Source organism: Streptomyces cyaneochromogenes (assembly GCF_003963535.1).
Lineage (GTDB): Bacteria > Actinomycetota > Actinomycetes > Streptomycetales > Streptomycetaceae > Streptomyces > Streptomyces shaanxiensis.
In genome coordinates this window covers 6,250,373-6,274,010 of sequence record NZ_CP034539.1, presented here as the reverse complement: position 1 = coordinate 6,274,010, position 23,638 = coordinate 6,250,373, and the positions used below count along the sequence as shown (strand labels likewise).

Annotated in this window: 22 protein-coding genes, 1 pseudogene and 1 riboswitch; of the genes and pseudogenes, 9 read left to right on the top strand and 14 right to left on the bottom strand. The window is 71.1% G+C overall.

Annotated features, from left to right (window positions below; all coding sequences use genetic code 11):
• Positions 1-7: 7 nt before the first annotated feature.
• The 4 genes from EJ357_RS28685 to EJ357_RS28670 form a co-directional block, all read right to left on the bottom strand.
• Entirely contained in the window at positions 8-421 is a 414-nt protein-coding gene (locus EJ357_RS28685) for an ATP-binding protein (protein ID WP_126394418.1), read from the bottom strand.
• A 96-nt stretch (positions 422-517) separates the two neighbouring features.
• Positions 518-2,077: an ABC transporter substrate-binding protein gene (locus EJ357_RS28680; RefSeq protein WP_126394417.1), complete on the bottom strand. Its 1,560-nt coding sequence runs from the start codon at positions 2,075-2,077 to the stop codon at positions 518-520.
• A gap of 207 nt (positions 2,078-2,284) precedes the next feature.
• Positions 2,285-3,706 carry a metallophosphoesterase gene (locus tag EJ357_RS28675; RefSeq protein ID WP_126394416.1) on the bottom strand — a complete coding sequence of 474 codons (1,422 nt, stop codon included), beginning with the start codon at positions 3,704-3,706 and terminating at the stop codon, positions 2,285-2,287.
• Positions 3,707-3,763: 57 nt separating this feature from the next.
• On the bottom strand, positions 3,764-4,003 hold the full coding sequence (locus EJ357_RS28670) for an SCO4848 family membrane protein (protein WP_093905493.1): 240 nt from the start codon (positions 4,001-4,003) through the stop codon (positions 3,764-3,766).
• A 91-nt stretch (positions 4,004-4,094) separates the two neighbouring features.
• Here EJ357_RS28670 and EJ357_RS28665 point away from each other — a divergent pair, with 91 nt between their 5' ends.
• Positions 4,095-5,381, top strand: coding sequence for a D-alanyl-D-alanine carboxypeptidase family protein (locus tag EJ357_RS28665; RefSeq protein WP_323377642.1), 1,287 nt, complete (start codon positions 4,095-4,097; stop codon positions 5,379-5,381).
• On the opposite strand, the gene EJ357_RS28660 is transcribed toward EJ357_RS28665, so the two are convergent.
• The 4 genes and pseudogenes from EJ357_RS28660 to EJ357_RS28645 form a co-directional block, all read right to left on the bottom strand.
• Positions 5,329-6,438 carry a YihY/virulence factor BrkB family protein gene (locus tag EJ357_RS28660; protein WP_126394414.1) on the bottom strand — a complete coding sequence of 370 codons (1,110 nt, stop codon included), beginning with the start codon at positions 6,436-6,438 and terminating at the stop codon, positions 5,329-5,331. The two genes, EJ357_RS28665 and EJ357_RS28660, sit on opposite strands and share 53 nt — an antisense overlap.
• Positions 6,426-6,842 (bottom strand): annotated as a pseudogene (locus EJ357_RS28655) (GtrA family protein); the annotation flags it as partial. The pseudogene EJ357_RS28655 and the gene EJ357_RS28660, both read right to left, overlap by 13 nt.
• A 158-nt stretch (positions 6,843-7,000) precedes the next feature.
• Positions 7,001-7,993, bottom strand: coding sequence for a decaprenyl-phosphate phosphoribosyltransferase (locus EJ357_RS28650; RefSeq protein WP_126394413.1), 993 nt, complete (start codon positions 7,991-7,993; stop codon positions 7,001-7,003).
• Positions 7,986-8,540, bottom strand: a complete 555-nt coding sequence (locus tag EJ357_RS28645) for a phosphatase PAP2 family protein (RefSeq protein WP_126394412.1) — start codon at positions 8,538-8,540, stop codon at positions 7,986-7,988. Before EJ357_RS28645 ends, EJ357_RS28650 begins: the two co-directional genes overlap by 8 nt.
• Before the next feature lie 133 nt (positions 8,541-8,673).
• Here EJ357_RS28645 and EJ357_RS28640 point away from each other — a divergent pair, with 133 nt between their 5' ends.
• Both EJ357_RS28640 and EJ357_RS28635 read left to right on the top strand, forming a co-directional pair.
• Entirely contained in the window at positions 8,674-10,029 is a 1,356-nt protein-coding gene (locus tag EJ357_RS28640; protein WP_126394411.1) for an FAD-binding protein, read from the top strand.
• A 102-nt stretch (positions 10,030-10,131) separates the two neighbouring features.
• Positions 10,132-10,887 (top strand): decaprenylphospho-beta-D-erythro-pentofuranosid-2-ulose 2-reductase, encoded by a 756-nt coding sequence (locus tag EJ357_RS28635; RefSeq protein WP_126394410.1) that lies wholly within the window; start codon positions 10,132-10,134, stop codon positions 10,885-10,887.
• A gap of 108 nt (positions 10,888-10,995) precedes the next feature.
• On the opposite strand, the gene EJ357_RS28630 is transcribed toward EJ357_RS28635, so the two are convergent.
• On the bottom strand, positions 10,996-11,574 hold the full coding sequence (locus EJ357_RS28630; RefSeq protein ID WP_126394409.1) for a 2'-5' RNA ligase family protein: 579 nt from the start codon (positions 11,572-11,574) through the stop codon (positions 10,996-10,998).
• Positions 11,575-11,806: 232 nt separating this feature from the next.
• Positions 11,807-12,820 (bottom strand): tryptophan--tRNA ligase, encoded by a 1,014-nt coding sequence (gene trpS, locus EJ357_RS28625; RefSeq protein WP_126394408.1) that lies wholly within the window; start codon positions 12,818-12,820, stop codon positions 11,807-11,809.
• A gap of 89 nt (positions 12,821-12,909) precedes the next feature.
• Between trpS and EJ357_RS28620 the strand changes: the two genes are divergently transcribed.
• From EJ357_RS28620 to EJ357_RS28605, 4 genes are all read left to right on the top strand, one after another.
• Positions 12,910-13,512: an RNA polymerase sigma factor gene (locus EJ357_RS28620; RefSeq protein WP_175647553.1), complete on the top strand. Its 603-nt coding sequence runs from the start codon at positions 12,910-12,912 to the stop codon at positions 13,510-13,512.
• A 379-nt stretch (positions 13,513-13,891) separates the two neighbouring features.
• Entirely contained in the window at positions 13,892-14,725 is an 834-nt protein-coding gene (locus tag EJ357_RS28615) for a hypothetical protein (RefSeq protein WP_126400146.1), read from the top strand.
• Positions 14,726-14,968: 243 nt separating this feature from the next.
• Positions 14,969-15,622: a hypothetical protein gene (locus EJ357_RS28610; RefSeq protein WP_228472631.1), complete on the top strand. Its 654-nt coding sequence runs from the start codon at positions 14,969-14,971 to the stop codon at positions 15,620-15,622.
• Between the two features lie 186 nt (positions 15,623-15,808).
• Complete coding sequence (locus tag EJ357_RS28605) at positions 15,809-16,486, top strand: hypothetical protein (protein WP_228472630.1); 678 nt, start codon at positions 15,809-15,811, stop codon at positions 16,484-16,486.
• Positions 16,487-16,803: 317 nt separating this feature from the next.
• Here EJ357_RS28605 and EJ357_RS28600 read toward each other — a convergent pair whose 3' ends face one another.
• On the bottom strand, positions 16,804-18,252 hold the full coding sequence (locus tag EJ357_RS28600) for a glycine hydroxymethyltransferase (protein ID WP_126394406.1): 1,449 nt from the start codon (positions 18,250-18,252) through the stop codon (positions 16,804-16,806).
• A gap of 31 nt (positions 18,253-18,283) precedes the next feature.
• Positions 18,284-18,386, bottom strand: a riboswitch (ZMP/ZTP riboswitch).
• Between the two features lie 162 nt (positions 18,387-18,548).
• Between EJ357_RS28600 and rocD the strand changes: the two genes are divergently transcribed.
• The gene (rocD, locus tag EJ357_RS28595; protein WP_126394405.1) at positions 18,549-19,763 is read left to right on the top strand and encodes an ornithine--oxo-acid transaminase; all 1,215 of its coding nucleotides are present in this window, start codon (positions 18,549-18,551) and stop codon (positions 19,761-19,763) included.
• A gap of 96 nt (positions 19,764-19,859) precedes the next feature.
• Here the strand turns inward: rocD and EJ357_RS28590 are convergent, their stop codons facing one another.
• On the bottom strand, positions 19,860-20,732 hold the full coding sequence (locus EJ357_RS28590) for an alpha/beta fold hydrolase (RefSeq protein ID WP_126394404.1): 873 nt from the start codon (positions 20,730-20,732) through the stop codon (positions 19,860-19,862).
• Between the two features lie 172 nt (positions 20,733-20,904).
• Between EJ357_RS28590 and EJ357_RS28585 the strand changes: the two genes are divergently transcribed.
• Positions 20,905-21,927, top strand: a complete 1,023-nt coding sequence (locus EJ357_RS28585; protein WP_126394403.1) for an AraC family transcriptional regulator — start codon at positions 20,905-20,907, stop codon at positions 21,925-21,927.
• A 125-nt stretch (positions 21,928-22,052) separates the two neighbouring features.
• Here the strand turns inward: EJ357_RS28585 and EJ357_RS28580 are convergent, their stop codons facing one another.
• Both EJ357_RS28580 and EJ357_RS28575 read right to left on the bottom strand, forming a co-directional pair.
• The gene (locus tag EJ357_RS28580; RefSeq protein WP_126394402.1) at positions 22,053-23,237 is read right to left on the bottom strand and encodes a glutathionylspermidine synthase family protein; all 1,185 of its coding nucleotides are present in this window, start codon (positions 23,235-23,237) and stop codon (positions 22,053-22,055) included.
• A 15-nt stretch (positions 23,238-23,252) separates the two neighbouring features.
• Positions 23,253-23,615: a hypothetical protein gene (locus EJ357_RS28575; protein WP_126394401.1), complete on the bottom strand. Its 363-nt coding sequence runs from the start codon at positions 23,613-23,615 to the stop codon at positions 23,253-23,255.
• Between the last annotated feature and the right edge of the window lie 23 nt (positions 23,616-23,638).

Here is a 23,638-nt window from a genome sequence, read left to right as displayed (position 1 = left end):
CCGGGGCTCAGCTGTCGGCGGAGGCGCCGGCGAGTATCAGCGCCCAGACCGTCTTCCCGTGTCGCCCCCGGTTCCACACCCCCCAGGCCGCAGCCAGATGCTCCACCAGGTGCAGGCCGCGGCCGGTCTCCTCCCACTCCTCCACCACGCGCAACCGGGGCTCCAGCCGGCCCTCGTCGGACACCTCGATCAGACAGGAACCGTCGGCGAGAGCGGTCACGGCGACCTCGAACTCGCGCTCCAGGAGAGGACCGTGGCGTACGACGTTGGTGGCCAGCTCCGAGACGAGCAGCACCGCGTCCTCCAGCGCCGGGTCCCGTGTTCCGTGCCCCCAGTCGGCCAGGTGGTCCCGGACCCGGCGCCGGGCGAGGCCGACCGACGCCGGGTGCCGGGGCAGCCGAAAGGCGTTGCGTCTCAACACGTTTGCTCCTCACCCCGCGCACACCTTCACCACATGGTGCAGCGCCGAGCGGCACCCTGGCATCACCGCAGGGAATGTCAAAGCCACGAGATCGCGTCAGATCCAGGTGAGACGCCAGAGGCGGAAGACACCGGTGCCGTCCGAGAGGTACTGGCCGCCGCCGACGTCCTCGCTGGTGACGACGTACTCCTTGGCCTGCCACAGCGGGAGCACCGGGACATCACGGGCGACGGCCTCCTGCACCGAACGGAAGTCCCGCGTGGCCTCGCTGCGGTCGGCGTACTGCTGGCTGGCCGTGATCAGTCGGTCCACGGTCTTGTCGCTGTAGCCGGTGTTCATGGTGCCGGTGGTGCCGACGAGCGGGCCGCCGTAGGTGTCCGGGTCGGGGAAGTCGGCGACCCAGCCGACGGCGTACGCGTCGAGCTTGCCGCCCGCCCAGCGCTTCTGGAAGTCGGTCCACTCGTAGCCCTTGACCGTCACCTTGAACAGCCCGCCGGCTTCCAACTGCCGCTTGAGCTCCGCGGCCTCCTCGGTGCTCGCGGCGCCGCGGCCCGTGGCGTAGCCGTAGGTGAAGCGGACGGGCAGGCTGACGCCGGCCTCGGTGAGCAGGGCGCGTGCCTTGGCGGTGCTGAGCTTGGGATATGCGTCGAAGAACGACGTCGTATGGCCGGTGATGCCGGTCGGGATCAGCGAGTACAGCGGGTCGACGGTCCCCTTGTACACGGTGGCCGCCAGCCGCTCGCGGTCGATCAGCCAGGCCATGGCCTGCCGTACCCGGACGTCGTGCAGGGGCGAGCCCTTGCGGGTGTTGAAGTACAGGTTGCGGATCTCGGAGCTGTCGGCCTCGGAGACGCGCTGTCCCGGGTCGGCGGCGTTCAGACCGGCGAGGACCTCGGGCGGCAGCGTGCGGGTGGCGACGTCGATCCGCTTCGCCTTCCACGCGCTGTCGAGGGCGTCGGCGTCCGGGTAGTAGCGCAGTTCGATCGGGCTGCCGCTGTCGTCGAGAGCGCCCTTGTAGTGCGCGTTGGGGGCGAGGACGGCGTTCTCGTCCTTCGTGTACGCGGTCAGGGTGTACGGGCCGGTGCCGTCGACAGCGTTGTCGGTGCGCAACGCGTTGGCCGGATACTTCTCCCGGTCGACGATGGAGCCCGCCCCGGTGGCCACCTTCAGCGGGAACGTGGCGTCGGGCGACGACAGATGGAAGGTGACCGCACGTCCGCTCACGCTCACCGATCGAAGGGTGTCCAGCAGGGAGGACGGGCCGACGTTCGACTTGATCCGCTTGACCCGGTCGAAGGAGTACTTGACGTCCTGAGCGGTCATGGCGCGCCCGCTCGGGAAGGTGAGACCGTCGCGCAGCTCGCACCGGTAGGTGCTCAGGTCCGTACCGACGAAGCCGCAGCTCCGGGCCGCGTCCGGCACGGGTGTGGACCCGCCCGACTCGAAGGTCAGCAGTGACTGGAAGACGTTGTTGAACAGAGCCCAGGAACCGGCGTCGTAGGCGCCGGCCGGGTCAAGGGACGTGACGGCGTCCGTCGTGCCGACCGTGATGGTCCTGTCCTGGTCGTCGCCGGACGACAACAGCTGCCAGCCGCCCGCTCCCACGGCCGCCAGCACCAGCAGCGTCGCGAGAATCCGCATGCGAACCGAACGCATGGGTGTGCCCTCTCCCCGGCCCTGGACGGGCCCCGCATGAGCAATGGGTTGCGCCACTCCCCTTAGTGGCGCGCACACCTAATCACACGCGTTTCAGCAGGGGGAAGGGGATTCGGGCGACATGGGAAAGAACTTACCTACGGGCGTTTCCAGCAGGTTTCACAGGCTGTTCACAGAGAGGGCGGGGCGTGTGCCCGGCTCGTCCCGTCAGGCCTGACGGGACGCCAGCTCGATCACCGTGATGTCGGACTCGGCGCCCACACGCGTCGGCGGACCCCAAGCGCCCGCACCCCGGCTGACATACAACTGGGTGTCGCCGTAACGCTCCAGGCCGGCCAGGGTCGGGTTCGCCAGGTCCGCGATGAAGTTGCCGGGCCAGAGCTGGCCGCCGTGGGTGTGGCCGGAGAGCTGGAGGTCGACGCCGTGGTCGACGGCGTCGTGGATCTGGACCGGCTGATGGGCGAGCAGCACGCACGCGCGTGCCTTGTCCCGGTCGCCGAGGGCCTTGGCGAAGTCGGGGCCCTGGCCCTCGCTCTCACCGGCGATGTCGTTGACACCGGCAAGGTCGAAGTGGGGCAGTTCGGTGCGGGCGTTCTCCAGGGGGCGCAGGCCCAGACGGCGTACCTCGTCGACCCACTGCTCGGCTCCCGAGAAGTACTCGTGGTTGCCGGTGACGAAGAACGCGCCATGTCTCGCCCGGAGCCCGGCGAGCGGGGCCGCCGCCGGACCGAGGTCCTTGACGCTGCCGTCCACCAGGTCGCCGACCACCGCGATGAGGTCGGGCTGGGTGCCGTTGATCGTGTCGACGACCTTCTGGGCGAAGCCCCGGCCCAGGACCGGGCCCAGGTGGACGTCGCTGACGACCGCGATCCGGTAACCGTGCGCCGCGCGCGGGAGCTTGGCCAGCGGGACGGTGACCCGCTTCACCCGCGGGCCGCGCAGCACGCCGTACGTGCCGTAGCCGACCGTGCCGACGGCGGCCGCGGCTGCGGCACCTGCGACGACCCGGGAGACGAAGAGACGGCGGGTGGGGGCGGCGAGGGGGCGGGACGGGTCGGTGGGGTCAGGGGTGGAGGTGGGAGTGGAGGTGGAGGTGAGGGCCACCGCCTCGTCGGGCGCGGGCGCCGGGGGCGACTTGGTGGCGGACGTCGCGCCGGACGCCGGGGCGGGGGTGGTGACGGCAGTGGTGGCCGACGCCGGGGCGGACGTCTGGGCGGTTGACGCGACGGATGCCGTGGCAGGGGATGCGGCCGCCGTCACTTCCTCCGGCACCGGCTCCGGGTCGCGTACGGCTTCCGCGGCGCGCGCCCGTCGTTCGAGCCATCGCCGCAGCAGGGGTCGTACGACCTCACCCGCCGCCACACCCAGCAGGAGGTATATCGACAGGGCCAGCCACAGGAAGCCCGGCCAGGCGAGGACCTGCTGGAGCCAGAAGGGCGCGCCCCCGCGTTCGGCGACCAGGGCCCCGATCGTCAGCGCCCAGCCGCCGGCGATCACCGCCACGCCGAAGCGGCGCACGAACCCGGGCCCGCGAGTCGTGTCACGGAACAGCCGACGCCACAGCCACCAGTTGCCCGCCACCAGGACGGACAGCACGAGCAGTGCGACAAGCACGAAGACGATGACCACGCCGACGTTCCCTTTCCCTTGCGTGCTGAGTGAACGCCCGGAGCTCTGGCCGAGTTCCTATGTCGTCCGGCGCAATGCGCGCACGCCGCGCAACCCGATGACCCCGACGACCGTCCCCAATACGAAGGAGACGACAGCCAGCAGCAGGTGCACCCAGAAGTACGCCGTCGGATGACCGTCGTCGAACGCGAGCCCGCTGCTGTCCTTGATCAGGTTTTTGACGAAAGTGACCCAGATGACCCAGCTCCACACCCCGAAGGCGAGCAGGAACCAGGAGACCGGGCGGCTGAGCTTCATAGGTTCAGTATCACCGTCGCGTGTCCGGTTCTCCGAGCGGGGTGGGGGTGGACGCGGGACTTCCATGGGAACGGCATGTACGTTCTCGCTCGTGCCCGCACCCAAGAAGACCGCCAGGCGATCCCTGCTGGTCACCTCCGCCGTCCTGTCGTCCCTCGCACTGACCGCGCCCGTCTCCCACGCGGCTCCCAAGCCGTCACCGAGTACGAGCCCCTCGGCCACTCCCCCGGCGAACATGTCGACCGTGGGCGGCGAGCGGCTCGGTCAGCCCGGCACGCAGGTGAACCTGGCGAGCGGCGTCCCCGTCCTGCCCAAGGACCTGACCGCCCGCTCCTGGGTCGTCGCCGACGCCGAGTCCGGCGAGGTGCTCGCCGCGCACAACGCGCACTGGCGGCTGGCGCCCGCGAGCACCATGAAGATGCTGTTCGCCGACACGGTGCTGCCGAAGTTCCCGAAGACCATGGAGCACAAGGTCGTCCCGTCCGACCTGGCGGACGTCGGTTCCGGCTCCAGCATGGTCGGGATAAAGGAGGGCGAGACGTACTCCGTCCACGACCTGTGGCTCGGGGTCTTCCTGCGCTCCGGCAACGACGCCGTGCACGTCCTGTCGAAGATGAACAAGGGCATCAAGAACACCGTCAAGGAGATGAACGAGCACGCCGAGGAACTGCAGGCCCTCGACACGCACGCGATGTCGCCCGACGGCTACGACGAACCGGGTCAGGTCTCGTCGGCGTACGACCTCACCCTGATCGCTCGCTCCGGGCTGCAGAAGAAGGACTTCCGCGAGTACTGCTCGACCGTCACCGCCAAGTTCCCGGGCGAGACGAAGAAGAACAAGAAGGGCAAGTCGGTCCGCGAGACCTTCGAGATCCAGAACACCAACCGGCTGCTGGCCGGCGACAGCGACGTCCCCGTCTACCAGGGCATCGCCGGCGTCAAGAACGGCAACACCACGAACGCCGGTGCCACCTTCACCGGCGTGGCCGAACGGGGCGGGAAGGTGCTGCTCGTCACGGTCATGAACCCGGAGAAGAGCGAGCACAACGAGGTCTACAAGGAGACCGCGAGGCTCTTCGACTGGGGCTTCAAGGCGGCCGGCAAGGTCCAGCCGGTGGGTGAGCTGGTGCCGCCGAAGAGCGCGGCGCAGGCCAGCGCGCAGCCGGGTGCGAACGACTCCGGGGAGGCCGGGGGCACCGGGGACGGCCAGGGGTCCTCGAAGCCGGCGGTGGGCGCCTCGGCCGCGGGCGGCTCGACCGGCATCGGCGTCGCAATCGGGATCGCCGGCGGGGTGCTGGTGCTGCTCGCCGCGGGCGCATTCCTGATCAACCGCCGGTGGCCGCTGCCCGACCTGGTGCGTCGTCGGGGTCGTTCCTGACGTCGGGTTTCCTGGGCGCGTCGGCGGATTCCTGGGGCTCGTTGGCCCGTTCACGGGACTCGTCGGCCGCCCGTTCACGGGACTCGTCGGCAGAGCTCCCGGAGCCGCCGTCGGCCGATTCCTCGGGTCCGTCGGCCGATTCCTCGGGTCCGCCGGCCGACTCCTCGGGCTCGCCGCCTGAGTCCTCGGACGCGTCGGCGAGTTCGATGTCCTTGCCCTGCGTCGCCGTCCAGGCGGCGCAGAACACCACCAGCTTCGATGTGAAGTTGATCCACAGCAGCAGGGCGACCGGCACGCCGAACGCGCCGTACATGCTCTTCGTGGCCACGCCCTGCATATAGCCGCTCAGCAGCAGCTTCAGCAGTTCGAACCCGATCGCGCCGATCAGCGCGGCCACCAGCAGCCGACGGCGTGGCGGCTCGACGCCGGGCAGCAGGGTCAGGACGTACAGCAGGACCAGGAAGCCGGCGAGTACGGCCACGAGGAACGCGGCGACGCGCAGCAGGATCCCGCCCCAGCCGCCCTCGTCGATGCCGAGCTGCCGGGTGATCCAGCCGACCATGGTGGAGGCGACCGTGGAGGCCGCGATCGTCACGAGGAGGGCGCCGCCGAGGCCGACCAGGATGCCGGCGTCCTTGGCCGTGCGCAGGACGGGGTTCTCCTCCTCGTCGGGGAGCTCCCACACCGCGCGCAGACATTCCCGCATGGAGCCGACCCAGCTGATGCCGGTGAACAGCAGGACGGCGCCGGCGATGAGCCCGACGGTTCCGGCGTTCTGGACCAGGCCGTCGATGTTGAGCTGTTCGGAGATGCCGGGCACCTGGTCGGCGAGCTTGTCCTCCAGCTTGTTCTGCTGCTCCTGGCTGAGGGTCGCGGCGGCGATGGCGGCGGACAGCGTCAGCAACGGGAAGAGCGCGATGAAGCTGATGAAGGTCATCGCGGCGGCCAGTTGTGTCCACTTCACCCGGTCCATGCGCTCGTACGACCGCCACGCGTGCGTGGCCATCAGCCGGGTCACCGCGGGCCCGACGCCGGGAAGTTTCTTCAGCCAGTCCATGATCCGACTCTGCCCTCCGTGCGGAAGACCAATGTCCGAGTGCCCCAAAACCGCACGACAGTAGCCAGCGCCATGCCGATTCCGGCCCCGGAGACGGTGTCCGCACGCCGGGAGGTGAGTCCGAGGCCGTAGTGGCTCACGGTGAGGCACAGCAGTTGTACGGCCGCCCCGGCGGCGTTCACCGCGAGGAAGACGGCACAGGGGCGCAGGCCCCTCGGCCGCGTGTGGCGGTAGGTGCCGAGGGCGTTCCCGGCGTAGGCGACCGCGCATCCGGCGACGAAGGACAGGGCCTTGGCGGTGAGGGGGCCGAGGGCGGCGGGGCCGCGGAGACAGGTGAAGAGGGCGAGGTCCACGGCGTAGGCGAGGAGGCCGACGGTGGCGAACCCGAGGAGTTCGGCGCGGGTGGTTCTCCGGCCGGTGGGTGGGGGTGGGGGCGCGGATGGGGGCGCGCGGTGATCTCCTGCCGGGGCCGTGTGCGGGGTCCGGGTCGGGGGCGGGGTCCGGGTCGGGGGCGGGGTCCGGGTCGGGGGCGGGGGTTCGCGGTGGCTCCACGCGCGCGTGCCTACCAATTGGCCACCGCCATCCCGTACATCGCCAGCCACACCACACCGATGAGGGCGAGTGCGCGGTCGCGCAGGACGACGTCCTCGGGTTCGCCCGCCGTGCCGCGGTCGGCGAAGACGGCGTAGCGCAGGATCGCGAGGATGAAGGCGACCATGGACAGCTGTCGCCAGGGCAGCACGTCGGTGTGCGGGTCGCCGCCCTCCTCCATGGCCCACAGGCAGTACCCGAGGACGGCGACCCCGGCCGCCAACTGCCAGACGAAGCGCAGGTAGCCGGTGGTGTACTCGGTGAGCAACGCGCGCGTGGCGCCCGCCTTCCCGGCCATCTGCACGGCCTCGGAGTAGCGCTTGGCCGACACCATGAACAGCGCCCCGAAGCCGGTCGTGATCAGGAACCAGCGCGACAGCGGGATCCCGAGCGCGAGCCCGCCGGCCATCGCCCGCATCAGGAACCCGGTCGTGACGACGGCGAGGTCGACGACCAGGACGTGCTTGAGGCTGACGCAGTACGCCAGTTGCATGCCGATGTACGCCGTGAGCAGCGCCGCGACAGAGGGCGCGGTCAGCCAGGCCGCGGCGGCCGGCGCGAGGACGGCGAGGACGCCTCCGACGGCGTAGGCGACGGGCACGGGCACCTGGCCGATGGCGACCGGGCGGCGGCGTTTGGTGGGGTGCGCGCGGTCCGCCTCGGCGTCGCGGGCGTCGTTGATCAGGTAGACGGCGGCTGCACAAGCCGTGAAGAGGGCGAAGACGAGCGCGAGTTGGGTCAGGGCGTGGATCGAGAAGAGCCGGCCGGCGGCGGCCGGGGCCGCGATGACCAGGACGTTCTTGACCCACTGCTTGGGGCGCGCAGTCCGGAGGAGACCTTTCAGCACGCCGCGGAGGCCGCTTTCGCGGGGTGGCGGTGCGGCCTGCCGTGAGGGCGTGCGCTGCCCGTGGAGCGCCGCTTGCCTGATGCGTGCGGCACTCGTGAAGGGCGCGGTCTCAGGCATGGGTGCCCCCTCCCCTCACCCAGCCCGCCCCGACGCACGCCGCGAGCGCCCCCAGGGCCGCGCCCGCCGCCACGTCCGAGGGGTAGTGGACGCCGACGACCAGGCGGGACAGGCACATCGCGGCGGCCAGCGGCGGGATCGCGTACGCGCCGAGCGCGCCGTAGGCGACGGCGGCAGCCGCCGAGGAGGTCGCGTGGGAGCTCGGGAAGGAGTGCCGGCCGGCCGTGCGCACGCGGGGCTCGACATGTGCCGGACGCGGTCGGCGCACCACCCTTTTCACACCCATGCTGACGAGGTGCGCGCCCGCGGTGAGCGCCGTGCCCCGCAACCAGGCTCCTCGCCGCCCACCGTCCACGCCGGCCCCCACGAGACCCGCCGCCAGCCACAGCGCGCCGTGTTCGCCCGCCCAAGAGAGGGCTCGCGCGGCGGAGGCGACGCGTGGGTCACGGCCGCGGGCATGGAACGCCGAGAGGATTCGGCAGTCCGCTCCCAGAAGGCTTCGGTGGTCCTTGTCGTCCAGGTGGTCCTTGTCGTCGAGGTGATCCATGTGGACTCACTGTTCACGTCACCGACGTAAGAACTACGGCAATATTGAACGACATCCCATTAATCACCCATTTTGGGGAGAGAAGGAATGTTTCAGAACTGACCGCCCATAAATGGGCGCTACGGTCGCCGACATGCCTGCCGACACCGTCTCCGTCACGGGATGGGGCCGCACCGCCCCCACCACCGCCCGTCTGATCCGCCCACGGACCTACGAGGAGGCCGCGGCCGCCGTCCGGGACTGCGGGGCCCGCGGAGGCATCCCCAGGGGCCTGGGGCGGGCGTACGGGGACGCGGCGCAGAACGCCGGGGGCGCGGTGTTCGACATGACGGGCCTGGACCGCATCCACGCGATCGACGCCGACGGCGGCACCGTGCTGTGCGACGCGGGAGTCTCGCTGCACCGGCTCATGGAGGTGCTGCTCCCGCTCGGCTGGTTCGTGCCGGTGACCCCCGGCACCCGCCATGTGACGGTCGGCGGCGCGATCGGGGCCGACATCCACGGCAAGAACCACCACGTCTCGGGCACCTTCTCCCGCCATGTCCTGTCGCTGGAACTCCTGACCGCCGACGGCGGGATCCGCATGGTCCGCCGCGGCACCCCCCTGTTCGACGCGACCACCGGCGGCATGGGCCTGACCGGCGTGATCCTGACCGCGACGGTCCAGCTCCAGCCGGTGGAAACGTCACTGATGTCGGTCGACACGGAGCGCGCGCGGGACCTGGACGACCTGATGGCCCGCCTGGTCGCCACCGACGACCACTACCGCTACTCGGTCGCGTGGATCGACCTGCTGGCACGCGGCGCGGAGATGGGGCGTGCGGTCCTCACGCGCGGCGACCACGCACCCCTGGAGGCGCTGCGCGAAGGCACGCGCGCGCGTAGAGACCCGCTCGCCTTCAACCCCTCCCGCCTCCCTGCCGCGCCCGCCTTCCTTCCGGAGGGGCTGCTGAGCCGCCGTACGGTGAGCTGGTTCAACGACCTCTGGTATCGCACAGCCCCACGCGCGCGTACCGGCGAACTGCAGAAGCTCACCTCCTTCTTCCACCCGCTGGACGGCGTGCCCCACTGGAACCGGATCTACGGCCGGGGCGGCTTCGTGCAGTACCAGTTCGTCGTCGGACGCGGCCAGGAGGACACACTGCGCCGGATCGTGCGGCGCGTCTGCGAGCACCGCTGCCCGTCCTTCCTGGCCGTCCTCAAGCGCTTCGGGGAGGCCGACCCGGGCTGGCTCTCCTTCCCCCTGCCCGGCTGGACGCTCGCTCTGGACATCCCGGCCGGTCTGCCCGGCCTCGGCGCCCTCCTCGACGCGCTGGACGAGGAGGTGGCCGCGGCCGGCGGACGTGTCTATCTGGCCAAGGACGCCCGGCTGCGGCCCGAGCTGCTCGCCGCGATGTACCCGCGTGTGGCCGACTTCCGCGCCCTGCGCGCCGAGATCGACCCGCACGGGGTGTTCGTGTCGGACCTGGCCCGCCGCCTCGGCCTGTAGAACCCGGCCGCCTCGCCCGCAACACCCGCCATCAGGTCTCTCGGACTCTCAGGTCCCTCGGACTCTCAGGTTTCTCGGACTCTCAGATCTCTAGGAGCTGTCGTGAAGGACGCCTTCGGCATCCCCCAGTCCCTGCTCGTCCTCGGCGGTACGTCCGAGATCGCGCTGGCCACCACGCGCCGCCTGATCGCGCGCCGTACCCGCACGGTCTGGCTGGCGGGCCGCCCGTCGCACGCCCTGGAGCGGTCCGCCGCCGACCTGCGCGCCCTGGGGGCGGACGTGCGCACCGTGGCCTTCGACGCGCTGGACCCCGAGTCCCACGAGACGGTGCTCGGCAAGGTCTTCGCGGAGGGCGACATCGACATGGTGCTGCTCGCCTTCGGAGTCCTCGGCGACCAGGCACGTGACGAGCGCGCGCCGCTGAACGCCGTGCGGGTCGCCCAGACCAACTACACGGGCGCCGTGTCGGCGAGCCTGGTCAGCGCGAGCGCACTCCAGTCCCAGGGTCACGGCTCGCTCGTCGTCCTGTCCTCCGTCGCCGGCGAGCGGGCCCGCCGCGCCAACTTCATCTACGGCTCCAGCAAGGCCGGCCTGGACGTCTTCTGCCAGGGCCTGGGCGACGCGCTGCACGGCACCGGCGTCCACGTGATGGTCGTACGCCCCGGATTCGTACGGTCCAAGATGACCGCCGGCCTGGAGGAGGCCCCGCTGGCGACCACTCCCGAGGCGGTGGCGACGGCGATCGAACTGGGCCTGCGACGGCGCTCGGAGACGGTGTGGGTGCCGGGCGCGCTCAGGGTCGTGATGTCGGCCCTGCGGCATGTGCCTCGGGTGGCGTTCCGGCGACTGCCGATCTAGGGCTCGGGGCGCGTCGTAAGCATCCACGCGCGCGTGCCGCAGACGACCGGGGACCGAGGACCGAGGACACATCACGGCACTTCCGTGGTCGCGGCCCTACCTGCGGAGCTAACTCGCGGGAATGGACCCGCGCTCCGCGTGCCCCGGCTGCGGCGGCACCACCGGCCCCCCGAAGACGAAGTCCCTCAGCCTGCGCCACACGCCGTCGGCGCCCTGTTCGTAGAGGGCGAAGCCGGTGCAGGGCCAGCCGGCCTCGTAGTCGGCGAGTTCCTCGAAGGCGCGGTCCATCGACGCGTCGTCGATGCCGTGCGCGACCGTGACATGCGGGTGGTACGGGAACTGCAGTTCGCGCGCGACGGGCCCGGAGGCGTCGCGGACCTGCTTCTGCAACCACGTGCAGGCCTCGGCGCCCTCGACGACCTGGACGAAGACGACCGGCGAGAGGGGCCGGAAGGTGCCGGTGCCGGACAGCCGCATCGGGAAGGGGCGGCCGGCGGCCGCGACCTCGACGAGATGTGCCTCGATCGCGGGCAGCAGCGAAGCGTCGACCTCTGTCGGCGGCAGCAGCGTGACATGCGTGGGGATGCCGTGAGCAGCGGCGTCGCCGAAGCCCGCGCGCCGCTCCTGGAGCAGGCTGCCGTGAGGCTCCGGGACCGCGATCGACACACCGATCGTTACGGTCCCCACGTCGTCTCCTGTCGTCATGTCGGTGAGCCCGTCCGTCGCGAGGAGCTCGTCCTGTTGTGAGCCCGTTCTGTGATGAGCTCATGCCCGGTTGGTGAGCGTGAGTGACCGCTGATGCGGCCACTCGGCTATCGACTGTACGGCCCCGGCTGTGCTGCGGGCAGGCGCAACCGTAGTGATGTGCAGCGCTGTGCGGTGGTACGGCCGTGTTCCGGCCGTGAGCCGTGGGACGGGCTCAGTGCTTGGCGGGCAGGAAGCCCACCTTGTCGTACGCCTGGGAGAGCGTCTCCGCGGCGACGGCACGCGCCTTCTCCGCGCCCTTGGCCAGGATCGAGTCCAGGGTCTCCGGGTCGTCCAGATACTGCTGGGTGCGCTCCCTGAAGGGCGTCACGAACTCGACCATGACCTCGGCGAGGTCCGTCTTGAGCGCACCGTAGCCCTTGCCCTCGTACTTCTGCTCCAGTTCCGCGATTCCCGTCCCCGTGAGGGTCGAGTAGATGGTGAGCAGGTTGCTGACGCCGGGCTTGTTCGCGGCGTCGTAGCGGATGACGGTGTCGGTGTCGGTGACGGCGCTCTTGACCTTCTTGGCGGTGGCCTTGGGCTCGTCGAGGAGGTTGATGAGGCCCTTCGGCGTGGACGCCGACTTGCTCATCTTGATCGACGGGTCCTGAAGGTCGTAGATCTTCGCCGTCTCCTTGAGGATGTACGGCTTCGGGATGGTGAAGGTCGCGCCGAACCGGCCGTTGAAACGCTCGGCGAGATCACGGGTGAGCTCGATGTGCTGGCGCTGGTCCTCGCCGACCGGGACCTCGTTGGCCTGGTACAGCAGGATGTCCGCGACCTGCAGGATCGGGTACGTGAACAGGCCGACCGAGGCTCGGTCCGCGCCCTGCTTGGCGGACTTGTCCTTGAACTGGGTCATGCGGGACGCCTCGCCGAAGCCGGTGAGGCAGTTCATGATCCAGGCGAGCTGGGCGTGCTCGGGGACATGGCTCTGGACGAAGAGCGTGCAGCGCTCGGGGTCGAGCCCGGCCGCGAGGAGCTGGGCGGCGGCGAGGCGGGTGTTGGCGCGCAGCTCGGCCGGGTCCTGCGGGACCGTGATCGCGTGCAGGTCGACGACCATGTAGAACGCGTCGTGGGTCTCCTGCAGAGCCACCCACTGGCGGACGGCGCCGAGGTAGTTGCCGAGGTGGAACGAGCCTGCGGTGGGCTGGATTCCGGAGAGCACGCGGGGTCGATCAGAGGCCATGCTCACCATTCTCTCAGGTCTCGGGGGCCGGTCCGGAACTGGTCGGAAACAGATGGGAACCGATCCGTCCCCGGCGGTGTAACAAAGGTGTGAGGACGCGGGAGGGGGGCCGCATCGTCGATGAGGCCGCGGTGATCGCACGCGTACGCGCCGGGGAGCCGGAGGCGTACGCGCAGCTGGTGCGGGCCCATACGGGCATCGCGCTCAGAGCGGCCGCGGCACTCGGGGCGGGTGCGGACGCGGAGGACGTGGTGCAGCAAGCCTTCGTCAAGGCGTACTGCTCGCTGGGCCGGTTCAAGGACGGTGCGGCGTTCAAGCCGTGGCTGCTGGCGATCGTCGCCAATGAGACGAGGAACACAGTGCGTACGGCGGCCCGCCAGCGCACCCTCGCCGGGCGCGAGGCGGCGTTCGTGGAGGCGGAGCCGCTGATACCGGAATCGGCGGACCCGGCGGTGGCAGCGCTGGAGATAGAGCGCCGGGCCGCACTCCAGGCCGCCCTGGAGAAGCTGAGCGAGGAGCACCGCCTGGTCGTCACCTACCGCTATCTCCTGGAGATGGACGAGTCCGAGACGGCCCAGGCCCTGGGCTGGCCCCGGGGCACGGTGAAATCCCGGCTGAACCGCGCGCTACGAAAGCTGGGGCGGCTACTGCCGGATTTTCAGCCTCGGGAGGGAGGTGATGAGCATGGGTGACGGTGGGATGCCGTATGACGGCGACGGACGGGCTCCGTACGACGCCGGTCGGGCTTCGTCCGACGGCGACGGTCACGGGCAGGCTTCGTCCGACGGCGACGGTCACGGGCGGGCTTCGTCCGACGGTCACGGAGGGCCTTCGTCCGGCGGTCGGGCGCCGGGGGCGTACGACGGTCACGGGCGTGGGGCGTACGACGGTGACAGGCCGCGTGCGTACGACGGTGACAGGCCGCGCGCTGACGAGCGTGACGGCACCTGGAACCGTCGAGGCGCTGATCGGAACGGATGGCGTGACGGCGGCGCGGGCGCCGGAGGCGCCGGGCGGTATGGCGGCGAAGGCGGGACCGGTGATCGCGGTCGGCGTTCGGACGCCGCGCGGCTGCCCGAGGAGCTGCGGGCGCTCGGCCGCTCGCTGGACACGCCCGGCGCGGCGGCCGGCGCCGAGACGATGGTCGAGCGGGTGCTCGGACAGATACTCGCCGAGCAGGTGCCTGTTCCGGTGGCCGAGCCGCCGGGTGCCGCCGACCGGCTGCGGGCGGTACGACGCTGGACGCGGGTGCGGTGGCGTTCCCTGACCGCGGCGCTGTGCGGCCTGCTGACGGTGCTCGTGCTCACGCCCCCGGTGCGGGCGGCGGTCTTCGACTGGTTCGGCTTCGCGGGAGTCGAGGTGCGCTACGACCCGTCGGCGGTCCCCTCACACGGTGCCGAGGTCCCCGGCTGCGGCGACTCGGTGTCGCCGGCCGACGCCGAACGCCGGGCCGGCTTCGAGCCGCTGGTGCCCGCGAAACTCGGCATGCCGGACACGGCTGCGGTGACGGGCGAGCCAAAGGGGCGGTTCTCGGTCAGCCTGTGCTGGCGGGAGGACGGGCGCACCATACGGCTGGACGAGCGCCGGGCGAGCCTGGACATCGGCTTCGCCAAGACCGTGCGCGAACAGCCGGAATGGCTCTCGTTGGGCACGGACACCTCGGAGAGTGGCTCACCCGACCCGGCCCTGTGGTTCGCCCGGCCGCACCTGCTGACGTTCTGGCTGGTGGACGCGAGCGGGGAGCGCTACACGCGTGAGGAGCGCACTGCCGGGCCCACCTTGCTGTGGACCCGCGGGACCGGGGACGGGACCGTGACGCTGCGCCTGGAAGGGGTGGCGTCGAAGGAGCGGGCGGTGGAGATCGCACGGTCGCTCGAGAGGCCGTCCGAGGCGGCATCGAAGTAGTCCGAGGTGTCGGAAGGACCTGCGGAAAGTTGGCAGAGCCCGCGGAACACCCAACAGACCCCTCAGAGCAGCCGGTCCGGAAATGGTGGCTCGGGGATGGGAACCCAGTCGGGTCGGGCGGTGTACCAGAAGTGACATGCGGCTCGGGGACGGGCCGCACGGAGATCGCTCGGCTTGGGGGTTCGGATGGGCGGACATGTGGTCGGCCGCTGGGGAGACCGGTGGTGTCGTGAACTGGCGGCGTTGACAGGGACGTTGACGGCAACGCTCGCCCTCCTGGTCTGGGGCGCGGCACCCGCCTCGGCCGGAGGACCGACGAGCGTGCTTCTGGTCTCCCCGGAGAGCATGGAGACGGCCTCGCTGTACTACTCCGACAAGGACTACGGCGAACTGGGGCAGCTACTGGACTCACGGAGCACGGGCACACGTGAGAAGCCGTCCGAGGCCGACTTGGCGGCAGCCCGCCAAGTCAACGTCACCTGGATGGCCCACGACGTGACGCCTTGGCGCCTCGACCAGATCTTCCCCGTCGACGACGGCCGGGACGTCTGGATACGCACCGCGTCCGACCTGGACAGGCCGACGAACGGCAGCTGGCACCGCGCCGATCATCCGACTGAGCTGCGCGCCCTGCTCAAGGGGCTGGGCCTGATGGGCAAGGCCTCGGCCGACACGGCGGCCAAGGCAGCCGAAGCGACCGAGGCAGCCGAGGCGACCGAGGCCACCCCGGCCCGAGCGACGCGGTCGGGCCACCCCACGGACTGGTGGTGGGCACTGCCGGGCGCGGCAGCCGGGGCGGTGCTGGCGCTGATCCTGCGCCCATACGTCGCGCGCCTGCCGATGGACCGTCTGCGGCGGGGTGAGCCAGGGCCGAGGCAGGAACTGCGAGACGTGTGAGGGCTGGCTCGCGGAGCCGATGCAGGGCGCCGTCGGCTGACGGCTGAGGTGGGCCGGCGCCGGGGTGATCCGGGGTGGCCGGTATGGGACGTGATGGGGCTGATCAGACGTGGAGGGGGACGGATGAGGGCACGAGGCCGAAGGTGGATCAGAGAGGGAGGGGCAAGGCTCACCCTGCTCGTGCCGATGTCGGCTGCGCTGGTCCTGTCTGGGCTGTCAGGGACCCTGACGACCGCGGCGGCCGCGCCGTCGCAGGGCCGGGACGTCCCGGACGTGGCGGTGGTCGTCGCGGGCGGGACGGGACGGACGGCGGCGTTGCGCTCCGGCGAACCGGCCTTCGCCCGCCTGTGGCAGCTGTTGCAGCCGACGTACGTCGGGACGGAACGGGTGTCGGAGGACTGGGCAGAGGGCCGTCACCCACCGATGCGGATCACGGTGGTCTGGGGGCTGACGGGAATCGGTGGCTGGCCGCAGACGGACCGGCCTCCCGGAGGGGACGTGGCCATCCAGCGGCAGGACCAGCTCTTCGTGGCGCAGGACGGCACCCCATGGGTGCGGTCGGATCTCGCGCCGGAGGTGGAGGACGACGACATCCGCTGGCACCGGGCGCCGCGCTCCGTCTTCGAGCGGCTGGACCTGGCGAGGCTGCTCGGTGAGCCGGAGGACGGGCTCGTCGCGAACGCGACCGCAGGGGCACGGCCCGGCTTCACGCTGGACGACGCCGGGTGGGCGGTGGCCGGGCTGGCCGCCGGGTTCGCGACTGGCATCGGCGGCACGCTGCTGATACGCCGCGCGGCGGCCCGGCCGGGAGCCGGACCGCCGCGGGAGGAGCCACGACAGGTGTTGATCGACCTGGACGGGTGAGGGTGAGGGGCGTGGGTGCTCTGGCCGGGTTGAAGACCCTCGGTTCACGGCCCCGCCGAAAGCCCGCCCCTCGGCCTGAGCCCTGCCATGAGCCCTGGCCAAACCCCATCGGCGTCGGTCGGCGTCAGCCAAAGCCCTGGCGTCGCCCGTGGGCGTCAGCCCTGCCTCAGCCCCGGCGCCGCCGCTTGGCGTCAGCCTCGGCGTCGGCCCCAGGCCTCAGCCCTGGCATCGGCCATTGACATCACCCATGGCCGCCGCCGCTCGGCATCAGCCCCCGCCCTCAACCTCGACACCCACCCTCGGCGTCTCCCCAGGCCTCAGCCCAGGTCGACCTCCGGGTACAGCGGGAAGCCGGCCACGAGGTCGGTGGCGCGGTGGGAGATCTCGTCGGCGATCTTCGGGTCGAGGACGTGAGCGGCCTTGGAAGGGGCGCCCGACTTGGTGGTGCCGGCCTCGGTGGTGGTGAGGACGCGGTCGATGAGGGCGGCGACCTCGTCCATCTCGGCGGTGCCCAGGCCACGGGTGGTCAGGGCGGGGGTGCCGATGCGGATACCGGAGGTGTACCAGGCGCCGTTCGGGTCGGCGGGGATGGCGTTGCGGTTGGTGACGATGCCGGACTCGAGGAGCGCGGCCTCTGCCTGTCGGCCGGTGAGGCCGTAGGAGGAGGCGACGTCGATGAGGTTCAGGTGGTTGTCGGTGCCGCCGGTCACGAGGGTCGCGCCCCGGCGCATCAGGCCCTCGGCGAGCGCGCGGGAGTTGTCGACGATGCGCTGGGCGTAGTCCTGGAAGGAGGGCTGACGGGCCTCGGCGAGGGCGACGGCCTTGGCGGCCATGACGTGCGGGAGCGGGCCGCCGAGGACCATCGGGCAGCCGCGGTCGACCTGGTCCTTGAGGGAGTCGTCGCACAGGACCATGCCGCCGCGCGGGCCGCGCAGCGACTTGTGGGTGGTGGTGGTGACGATCTGGGCGTGCGGGACCGGGTCGAAGTCGCCGGTGAGGACCTTGCCGGCGACGAGACCGGCGAAGTGGGCCATGTCGACCATGAGCGTGGCGCCGACCTCGTCGGCGATCTCGCGCATGATCCGGAAGTTCACGAGACGGGGGTAGGCGGAGTAGCCCGCGACGATGATCAGCGGCTTGAACTCGCGGGCGGAGGCGCGCAGGGCGTCGTAGTCGATCAGGCCCGTGGCGGGGTCGGTGCCGTAGGAGCGCTGGTCGAACATCTTGCCGGAGATGTTCGGGCGGAAGCCGTGGGTGAGGTGGCCGCCGGCGTCCAGGGACATGCCGAGCATGCGCTGGTTGCCGAAGGCCTGGCGGAGCTCGGCCCAGTCGGCCTCGGAGAGGTCGTTGACCTGGCGGGCGCCGGCCTTCTCCAGGGCGGGGGCCTCGACGCGGGCGGCGAGGACGGCCCAGAAGGCGACGAGGTTGGCGTCGATGCCGGAGTGCGGCTGGACGTAGGCGTGGCGGGCGCCGAAGAGCTCCTTGGCGTGCTCGGCGGCGAGGGACTCGACGGTGTCGACATTGCGACAGCCGGCGTAGAAGCGGCGGCCGACGGTGCCCTCGGCGTACTTGTCGCTGAACCAGTTGCCCATCGCCAGGAGGGTGGCCGGGGAGGCGTAGTTCTCGGAGGCGATCAGTTTGAGCATCTCGCGCTGGTCGGCGACCTCCTGGCCGATGGCGTCGGCCACGCGCGGCTCGACGGCGCGGATCACGTCGAGAGCGGAACGGAAGGCGGTGGACTCGGTGGAGAGGGACTCGGCTGACATGGGGACCTCCGGACGTCGTCTGCAGCGTTCACGGTATGGCCCAGGCGCACGGCACTCGGTGCTGGACAACGGGGTCCAGTGGGCCGCTCCCCGATGGTCGGTCCCATCCCAGCGCGCCAGTCACGGCCCGTCGATCAGCCTACCGGGCGCGCCGACGGCGCATGGTCCCGCGTCCACCATGCGAGCAACGATAGGAAGGGGCCGCAAAACACTCGAACGGCCAGAAATGGACAGTGACCGCGAGCCTCGCGTCCGGCTGAGCGCGAGCCCTCGTGGTGGCGGAAACGGAGAGCCCCGTGAGTACGTCGAGCACGACCGAATCCCTGATCGCCGCGGCCGACGCGCACAGCGCGCACACCTATCACCCGTTGCCGGTCGTGGTGGCGACGGCGGACGGGGCCTGGATGACGGATGTGGAGGGGCGGCGGTATCTGGATCTGCTGGCCGGGTATTCGGCGCTCAACTTCGGGCACGGCAACCGACGGATCCTGGAGGCGGCGAAGGCGCAGTTGGAGCGGGTGACGCTGACGTCGCGGGCGTTTCATCACGACCGGTTCGCCGCGTTCTGCGAGCAGCTCGCCGAGCTGTGCGGGATGGAGATGGTGCTGCCGATGAACACGGGGTCGGAGGCGGTGGAGACGGCGGTGAAGACCGCCCGGAAGTGGGGGTACCGGGTCAAGGGCGTGCCGGCGGAGATGGCGAAGGTCGTGGTCGCGGGGAACAACTTCCACGGCCGTACGACGACGATCATCAGCTTCTCCACCGATCCGGAGGCACGGGCGGACTTCGGGCCGTACACGCCGGGCTTCGAGATCGTGCCGTACGGGGATCTGACGGCGATGCGGGAGGCGTTGACGGAGAACACGGTGGCTGTGCTGCTGGAGCCGATCCAGGGCGAGGCGGGGGTTCTGGTTCCCCCGGAGGGCTATCTGCCGGCGGTGCGGGAGCTGACGCGGGAGCGGAACGTGCTCTTCGTGGCGGACGAGATCCAGTCGGGGCTGGGGCGCACGGGTCGTACCTTCGCGTGCGAGCACGAGGGCGTGGTGCCGGACATGTATGTGCTCGGGAAGGCGCTCGGGGGCGGGGTCGTTCCGGTGTCGGCGGTGGTGTCCAGCGCCGCGGTGCTCGGGGTGTTCCGGCCCGGGGAGCACGGGTCGACCTTCGGCGGGAATCCGCTGGCCTGTGCGGTGGCGCTGGAGGTGATCGCGATGCTGCGGACGGGTGAGTTCCAGGCGCGGGCGGCGGAGCTGGGCGAGCATCTGCACCGGGAGCTGGGGGCGTTGACCGGGTCCGGGCGGGTGACGGGGGTGCGCGGGCGCGGGCTGTGGGCGGGGATCGACATCGCCCGGACGTACGGCACCGGGCGGGAGGTGTCCGAGAAGCTGATGGAGCGGGGTGTGCTGGTGAAGGACACCCAGGGGGCGACGATCCGGATCGCGCCGCCCCTGGTGATCGGGAAGGAGGATCTGGACTGGGGGCTCGCCCAGTTGCGGGGTGTGCTCGGGGGGTGAGTCGGCCGTTCGCCCGCCGATCGCTTCAGCGGTACGCGATGTGCCGGCTTCGCGGTACGGGATGTGCCGGATTCAGCTGTGCGGGATGTGCCGGCTTCAGCGGTGCGCGGTGTGGTCGAGGATCGCCGTGGCGAGGGGCTTGTGGATCTCGGGCGGGAGTGCGTGGCCCATGCCGGGGATTTCGACGACGTGGGCACCGTGGATGGTCTGGGCCAGATGGTGGGCGTGCGGGAGGGGGAAGACCGGTTCGGCGGGGGCCGAGATGACGAGGGTGGGGACCGTGGTCCGGGCGAGTTGTTCGGTGCGGAGCATGCCGGAGTGGTCGGCGCGGCCGTGGGCGTCGCCGGGCCTGTGGTGGCCGGTGTGTGCGATGACCTTGCGGTCGAGGGCGCGGAAGTAGTCGGCGTCGAAGAGGAGTTGACCGCCGGACAGGAGCCGCCAGTGGGTGACCCGCCGGACCAGTTCCGCCTCCTGCCCCTCGTCGGTCCAGGGCTGGGACCACAGATCCAGGATGCGGGGGTCGATGCCGGGGAGGTCCTCGGGTGGGGTGCGGGTGCCGTCCGGGTGGCGGTACGGGGTGTCGCTGAGTGCGGCCGTGCCGATGAGGGTCGCACTGAGCAGGCAGTCCGGGTGGTCGGCGATCAGGAGCTGGGTGAGCATGCCGCCCAGCGACATGCCGACGACATGGGCGCGTGCGACGCCGAGTCCGTCCAGGACGGCGAGGGCGTCGTCGGCGAGGGTGGTGAGGGGGTAGGGCTGGTCGTCGTAGGACCAGGTGGAGCGGCCGGTGTCGCGGTGGTCGTAGCGGATGACGCGGTGGTGGGTGGCGAGGAGGCCGACGAGTCCGTCCGGCCAGCCGAGGCCGGAGGCCTGGGCGCCCATGATCAGGAGGAGTGGGGGTGCGTCGGGGGCGCCGTGGTCTTCCGCCCAGAGGCGGATGCCGGGTGCCGCATCGATGGAGTGTTCCACGGGGTCTCCCTCTGGTGTGCGGTGGCCGACTGCCGGGCCACCTTCAGTCATGCGGTCGCGCATGCGAGACGATACGTATCGTATTGCATAGCCGCGGGATGGGCCACACGGATTCCGAGGCGCCGGCCGGCCGGGGGCGGTACGTTCCGCACAGGATGCGTGACGGAGAGGCATGGTCGTCATGGGTGGAGCCGGCGGTGCGGGGCGGGGGCTGCTGTTCCGGGGCAGTGATGTCGAGGAGTTGCACGCGCTGGTCAGTGCGCGGTTCGCGCCGCATCGGCTGACGGTGCTGGACGAGCATCCGGTCGACGGGCGGTTCCGGTGTGTGCACGAGGGCGGCGTGGCGCTGTATGAGCTGGGGTACGGGGCGGAGGTCGATGTCACGCCCGGTGAGCTGCCGGAGTTCTACAACATCCATGTGCCGCTGGCCGGGGACGGGGTCGTGACCGCGGACGGGGTGGCGTTGGCGTCCGCGCTGAGCGTCGTCAATCCAGGGCAGCGGCTGTCGATGCGGTGGAGCGGGGAGACGCTGAACCGGGTGCTGATCGTTCCCCGGGCCACGCTCGACCGGGCGCTCGCGGTGCGGCTGGGTGAACTGCCGTCCGCGCCCGTGCGGTTCGCGCCGGTGCTGGATCCGCGGGTGGGGGTGGTGAGGGCGTGGTTGCGGGTGGTGCGGGCGTTCGCGGAGTTCGCGGACTCGGAGTTGGCGGCGCGCTCACCGCTGGGGGTGGGGCACTTCGAGCAGTTGCTGGTGAACGGGCTGCTGGACGCCCAGCCGCACATGCTCAGCGACGCGGTGGCGGGGCGGGGGCCGGCGGTGCTGCCCAGTGCCGTGCGGCGGGCCGCGGACTTCTGCGCCGAGCATGCGCATGAGCCCATATCCGTCGCCGACATGGCGGTGGCGGCACGGGTGAGTGTGCGGAGTCTCAGGGAGGGGTTCCGGGTGCATCTGGCCACGACTCCGCTGGCGTATCTGCGGCGCGTCCGGCTGGATCTGGCGCGGCGCGACCTGCTGGCGATCGCGGACGGGCATGGGCTGGGGACGGTCACCGATGTGGCGTTGCAGTGGGGGTTCGCGCATCTGGGGCGGTTCACCGGGCACTATCGGCAGGTGTACGGGGAGACGCCGTCACAGACGTTGCGGCGGGGCTCCGGCTATCCACAAAAGGGTGCGGTTTCCGTCGTAAGCGGATAGCGGGCGGGGGACGCCGGGGCGATGCTGGAGGCCTGCCGCCCGGGTCGTGGACGGTGGTTCGGGGGAGCCGAGCCGGGCGGCAGCATCGGCCCCGGCCGAGCCGACGCCCTCTCGGCGTACCGCCGTTACAGGATCACGTGCGGCAGGAAGCGCGCGTACTCGTCCGTGATCAGGCCGGACGACTCGCGGATGCCGAGGCCCGCCGCCTCGTCCTCGACCACCCACGCGCCGAGGACGACGCGGTTGCCGTCGAAGGCGGGCAGGGGGGCCAACTGCTGGTAGCAGCAGGGTTCTTCGCGGACGACCGCCTCGGCGCCGGCTTCGTGGATCGTCACGCCCGCGCCCTCCCGGCCCAGCAGGGGCTTGGCGACGTAGCCCGTGGTGCTCGCCAGCTCCCGTGGCCCGTCGAGATAGGCGGGGAGGAGGTTGGGGTGGTCCGGGTGGAGCTCCCAGAGGATGGCGAGGAGGGCCTTGTTGCTGAGGAGCATCTTCCAGGCGGGTTCGATCCAGAGGGTCGTGCCCGTGCCGCCGCCGTTGTCCAGGGTGTCGAGGACGTGGTCGGCGAAGCGGTCCGTGGTGAGCCACTCCCAGGGGTAGAGCTTGAAGCAGCTGCGGATGAACCGGAGCCGGGTGTCGACGAAGCGGCCGGAGAGGCGGTCCCAGCCGATCTCCTCCATGGAGATCCAGCCGGTGTCCAGGCCCGCCTGTTCCGCGGTCTCCTTCAGATAGGCGACCGTCATCATGTCCTCGCCGAGCTCGTCGGCCGAGGAGTACGCGAAGTAGAGCGGGGCGCCGGGCGGAAGCAGGGCGGCCTGCTTCCGCCAGGCCGCGATGAGGCGTTCGTGGAGGGAGTTCCACTGGTCGGCGCCGGGAAAGCGTTCCTCCATCCAGAACCACTGGGGGGAGGCGGCCTCGACCAGTGAGGTCGGGGTGTCGGCGTTGTACTCCAGGAGCTTGGCCGGGCCGGTGCCGTCGTAGCGGAGGTCGAAGCGGCCGTAGAGGGAGGGGAGTTCGGCGCGGCGGCGCCAGGCCTCGGCGACCGCGTCCGCGACGCGCGGGTCGGTGATGCCGAGGTCGGCGAAACGGTTCTCGGCGACGATGTGCTCGGCCGCCGTCAGGCACATGCCGTGGAGTTCCTCGACGACCTCCTCCAGCCCCTCGACCTCGGCCAGGGAGAACACGTAGTGGGCGCTCTCGTCCCAGTAGGGGCGCAGGGAGTTGTCGGGGTGGCGGGTGAGGGGGTAGATGAGCCCCTGTTCCTCGACGGTCTTCTGCCAGCCGGGGCGGGGCTCGATCGTGCGGCGTTCCATCCGTCCGGGTCCTGCTCAGCCGCCGCTGCTGCCCGACCCCGAGCAGCCGAAGCCGCCGCGGTCGACGGCCTCGCTGCGGCTGAAGGTGCCGTAGTCGGCGCGGCCGCCGTCGACATCGGCGTCGTAGTACCAGGAGGCGTCGGAACTGCTGCCGGAGCCGGTCTTCTTGCGGCTCTTGCCGTAGGAGGAGCTGGAGGTGGTGGAGCCGGAACTGCAGTTCTTGTCGGCGATGACCTTGTAGCCCTCGTAGGTGTAACTGTCGCGGTCGACGCAGCGGCGGTCCGGTTCCGAGCCGCAGGACGTCAGGGCCGCGGCTATGACTCCCATGCCGCCGAGTACGACCGTGCTGGAGCGCAGCCGCCGTCGCGTGTCTGCCATCTGTGTCTCCCCCGATGATCCGG

Coding starts and splice junctions, on each gene's coding strand:
- EJ357_RS28680 (WP_126394417.1), bottom strand. CDS start 2,077: ATGCGTTCGGTTCGCATGCGGATTCTCGCGACGCTGCTGGTGCTGGCG.
- EJ357_RS28670 (WP_093905493.1), bottom strand. CDS start 4,003: ATGAAGCTCAGCCGCCCGGTCTCCTGGTTCCTGCTCGCCTTCGGGGTG.
- EJ357_RS28660 (WP_126394414.1), bottom strand. CDS start 6,438: ATGGACTGGCTGAAGAAACTTCCCGGCGTCGGGCCCGCGGTGACCCGG.
- EJ357_RS28650 (WP_126394413.1), bottom strand. CDS start 7,993: ATGCCTGAGACCGCGCCCTTCACGAGTGCCGCACGCATCAGGCAAGCG.
- EJ357_RS28645 (WP_126394412.1), bottom strand. CDS start 8,540: ATGGATCACCTCGACGACAAGGACCACCTGGACGACAAGGACCACCGA.
- EJ357_RS28640 (WP_126394411.1), top strand. CDS start 8,674: ATGCCTGCCGACACCGTCTCCGTCACGGGATGGGGCCGCACCGCCCCC.
- trpS (WP_126394408.1), bottom strand. CDS start 12,820: ATGGCCTCTGATCGACCCCGCGTGCTCTCCGGAATCCAGCCCACCGCA.
- EJ357_RS28605 (WP_228472630.1), top strand. CDS start 15,809: ATGTCGGCTGCGCTGGTCCTGTCTGGGCTGTCAGGGACCCTGACGACC.
- EJ357_RS28600 (WP_126394406.1), bottom strand. CDS start 18,252: ATGTCAGCCGAGTCCCTCTCCACCGAGTCCACCGCCTTCCGTTCCGCT.
- EJ357_RS28585 (WP_126394403.1), top strand. CDS start 20,905: ATGGTCGTCATGGGTGGAGCCGGCGGTGCGGGGCGGGGGCTGCTGTTC.
- EJ357_RS28580 (WP_126394402.1), bottom strand. CDS start 23,237: ATGGAACGCCGCACGATCGAGCCCCGCCCCGGCTGGCAGAAGACCGTC.
- EJ357_RS28575 (WP_126394401.1), bottom strand. CDS start 23,615: ATGGCAGACACGCGACGGCGGCTGCGCTCCAGCACGGTCGTACTCGGC.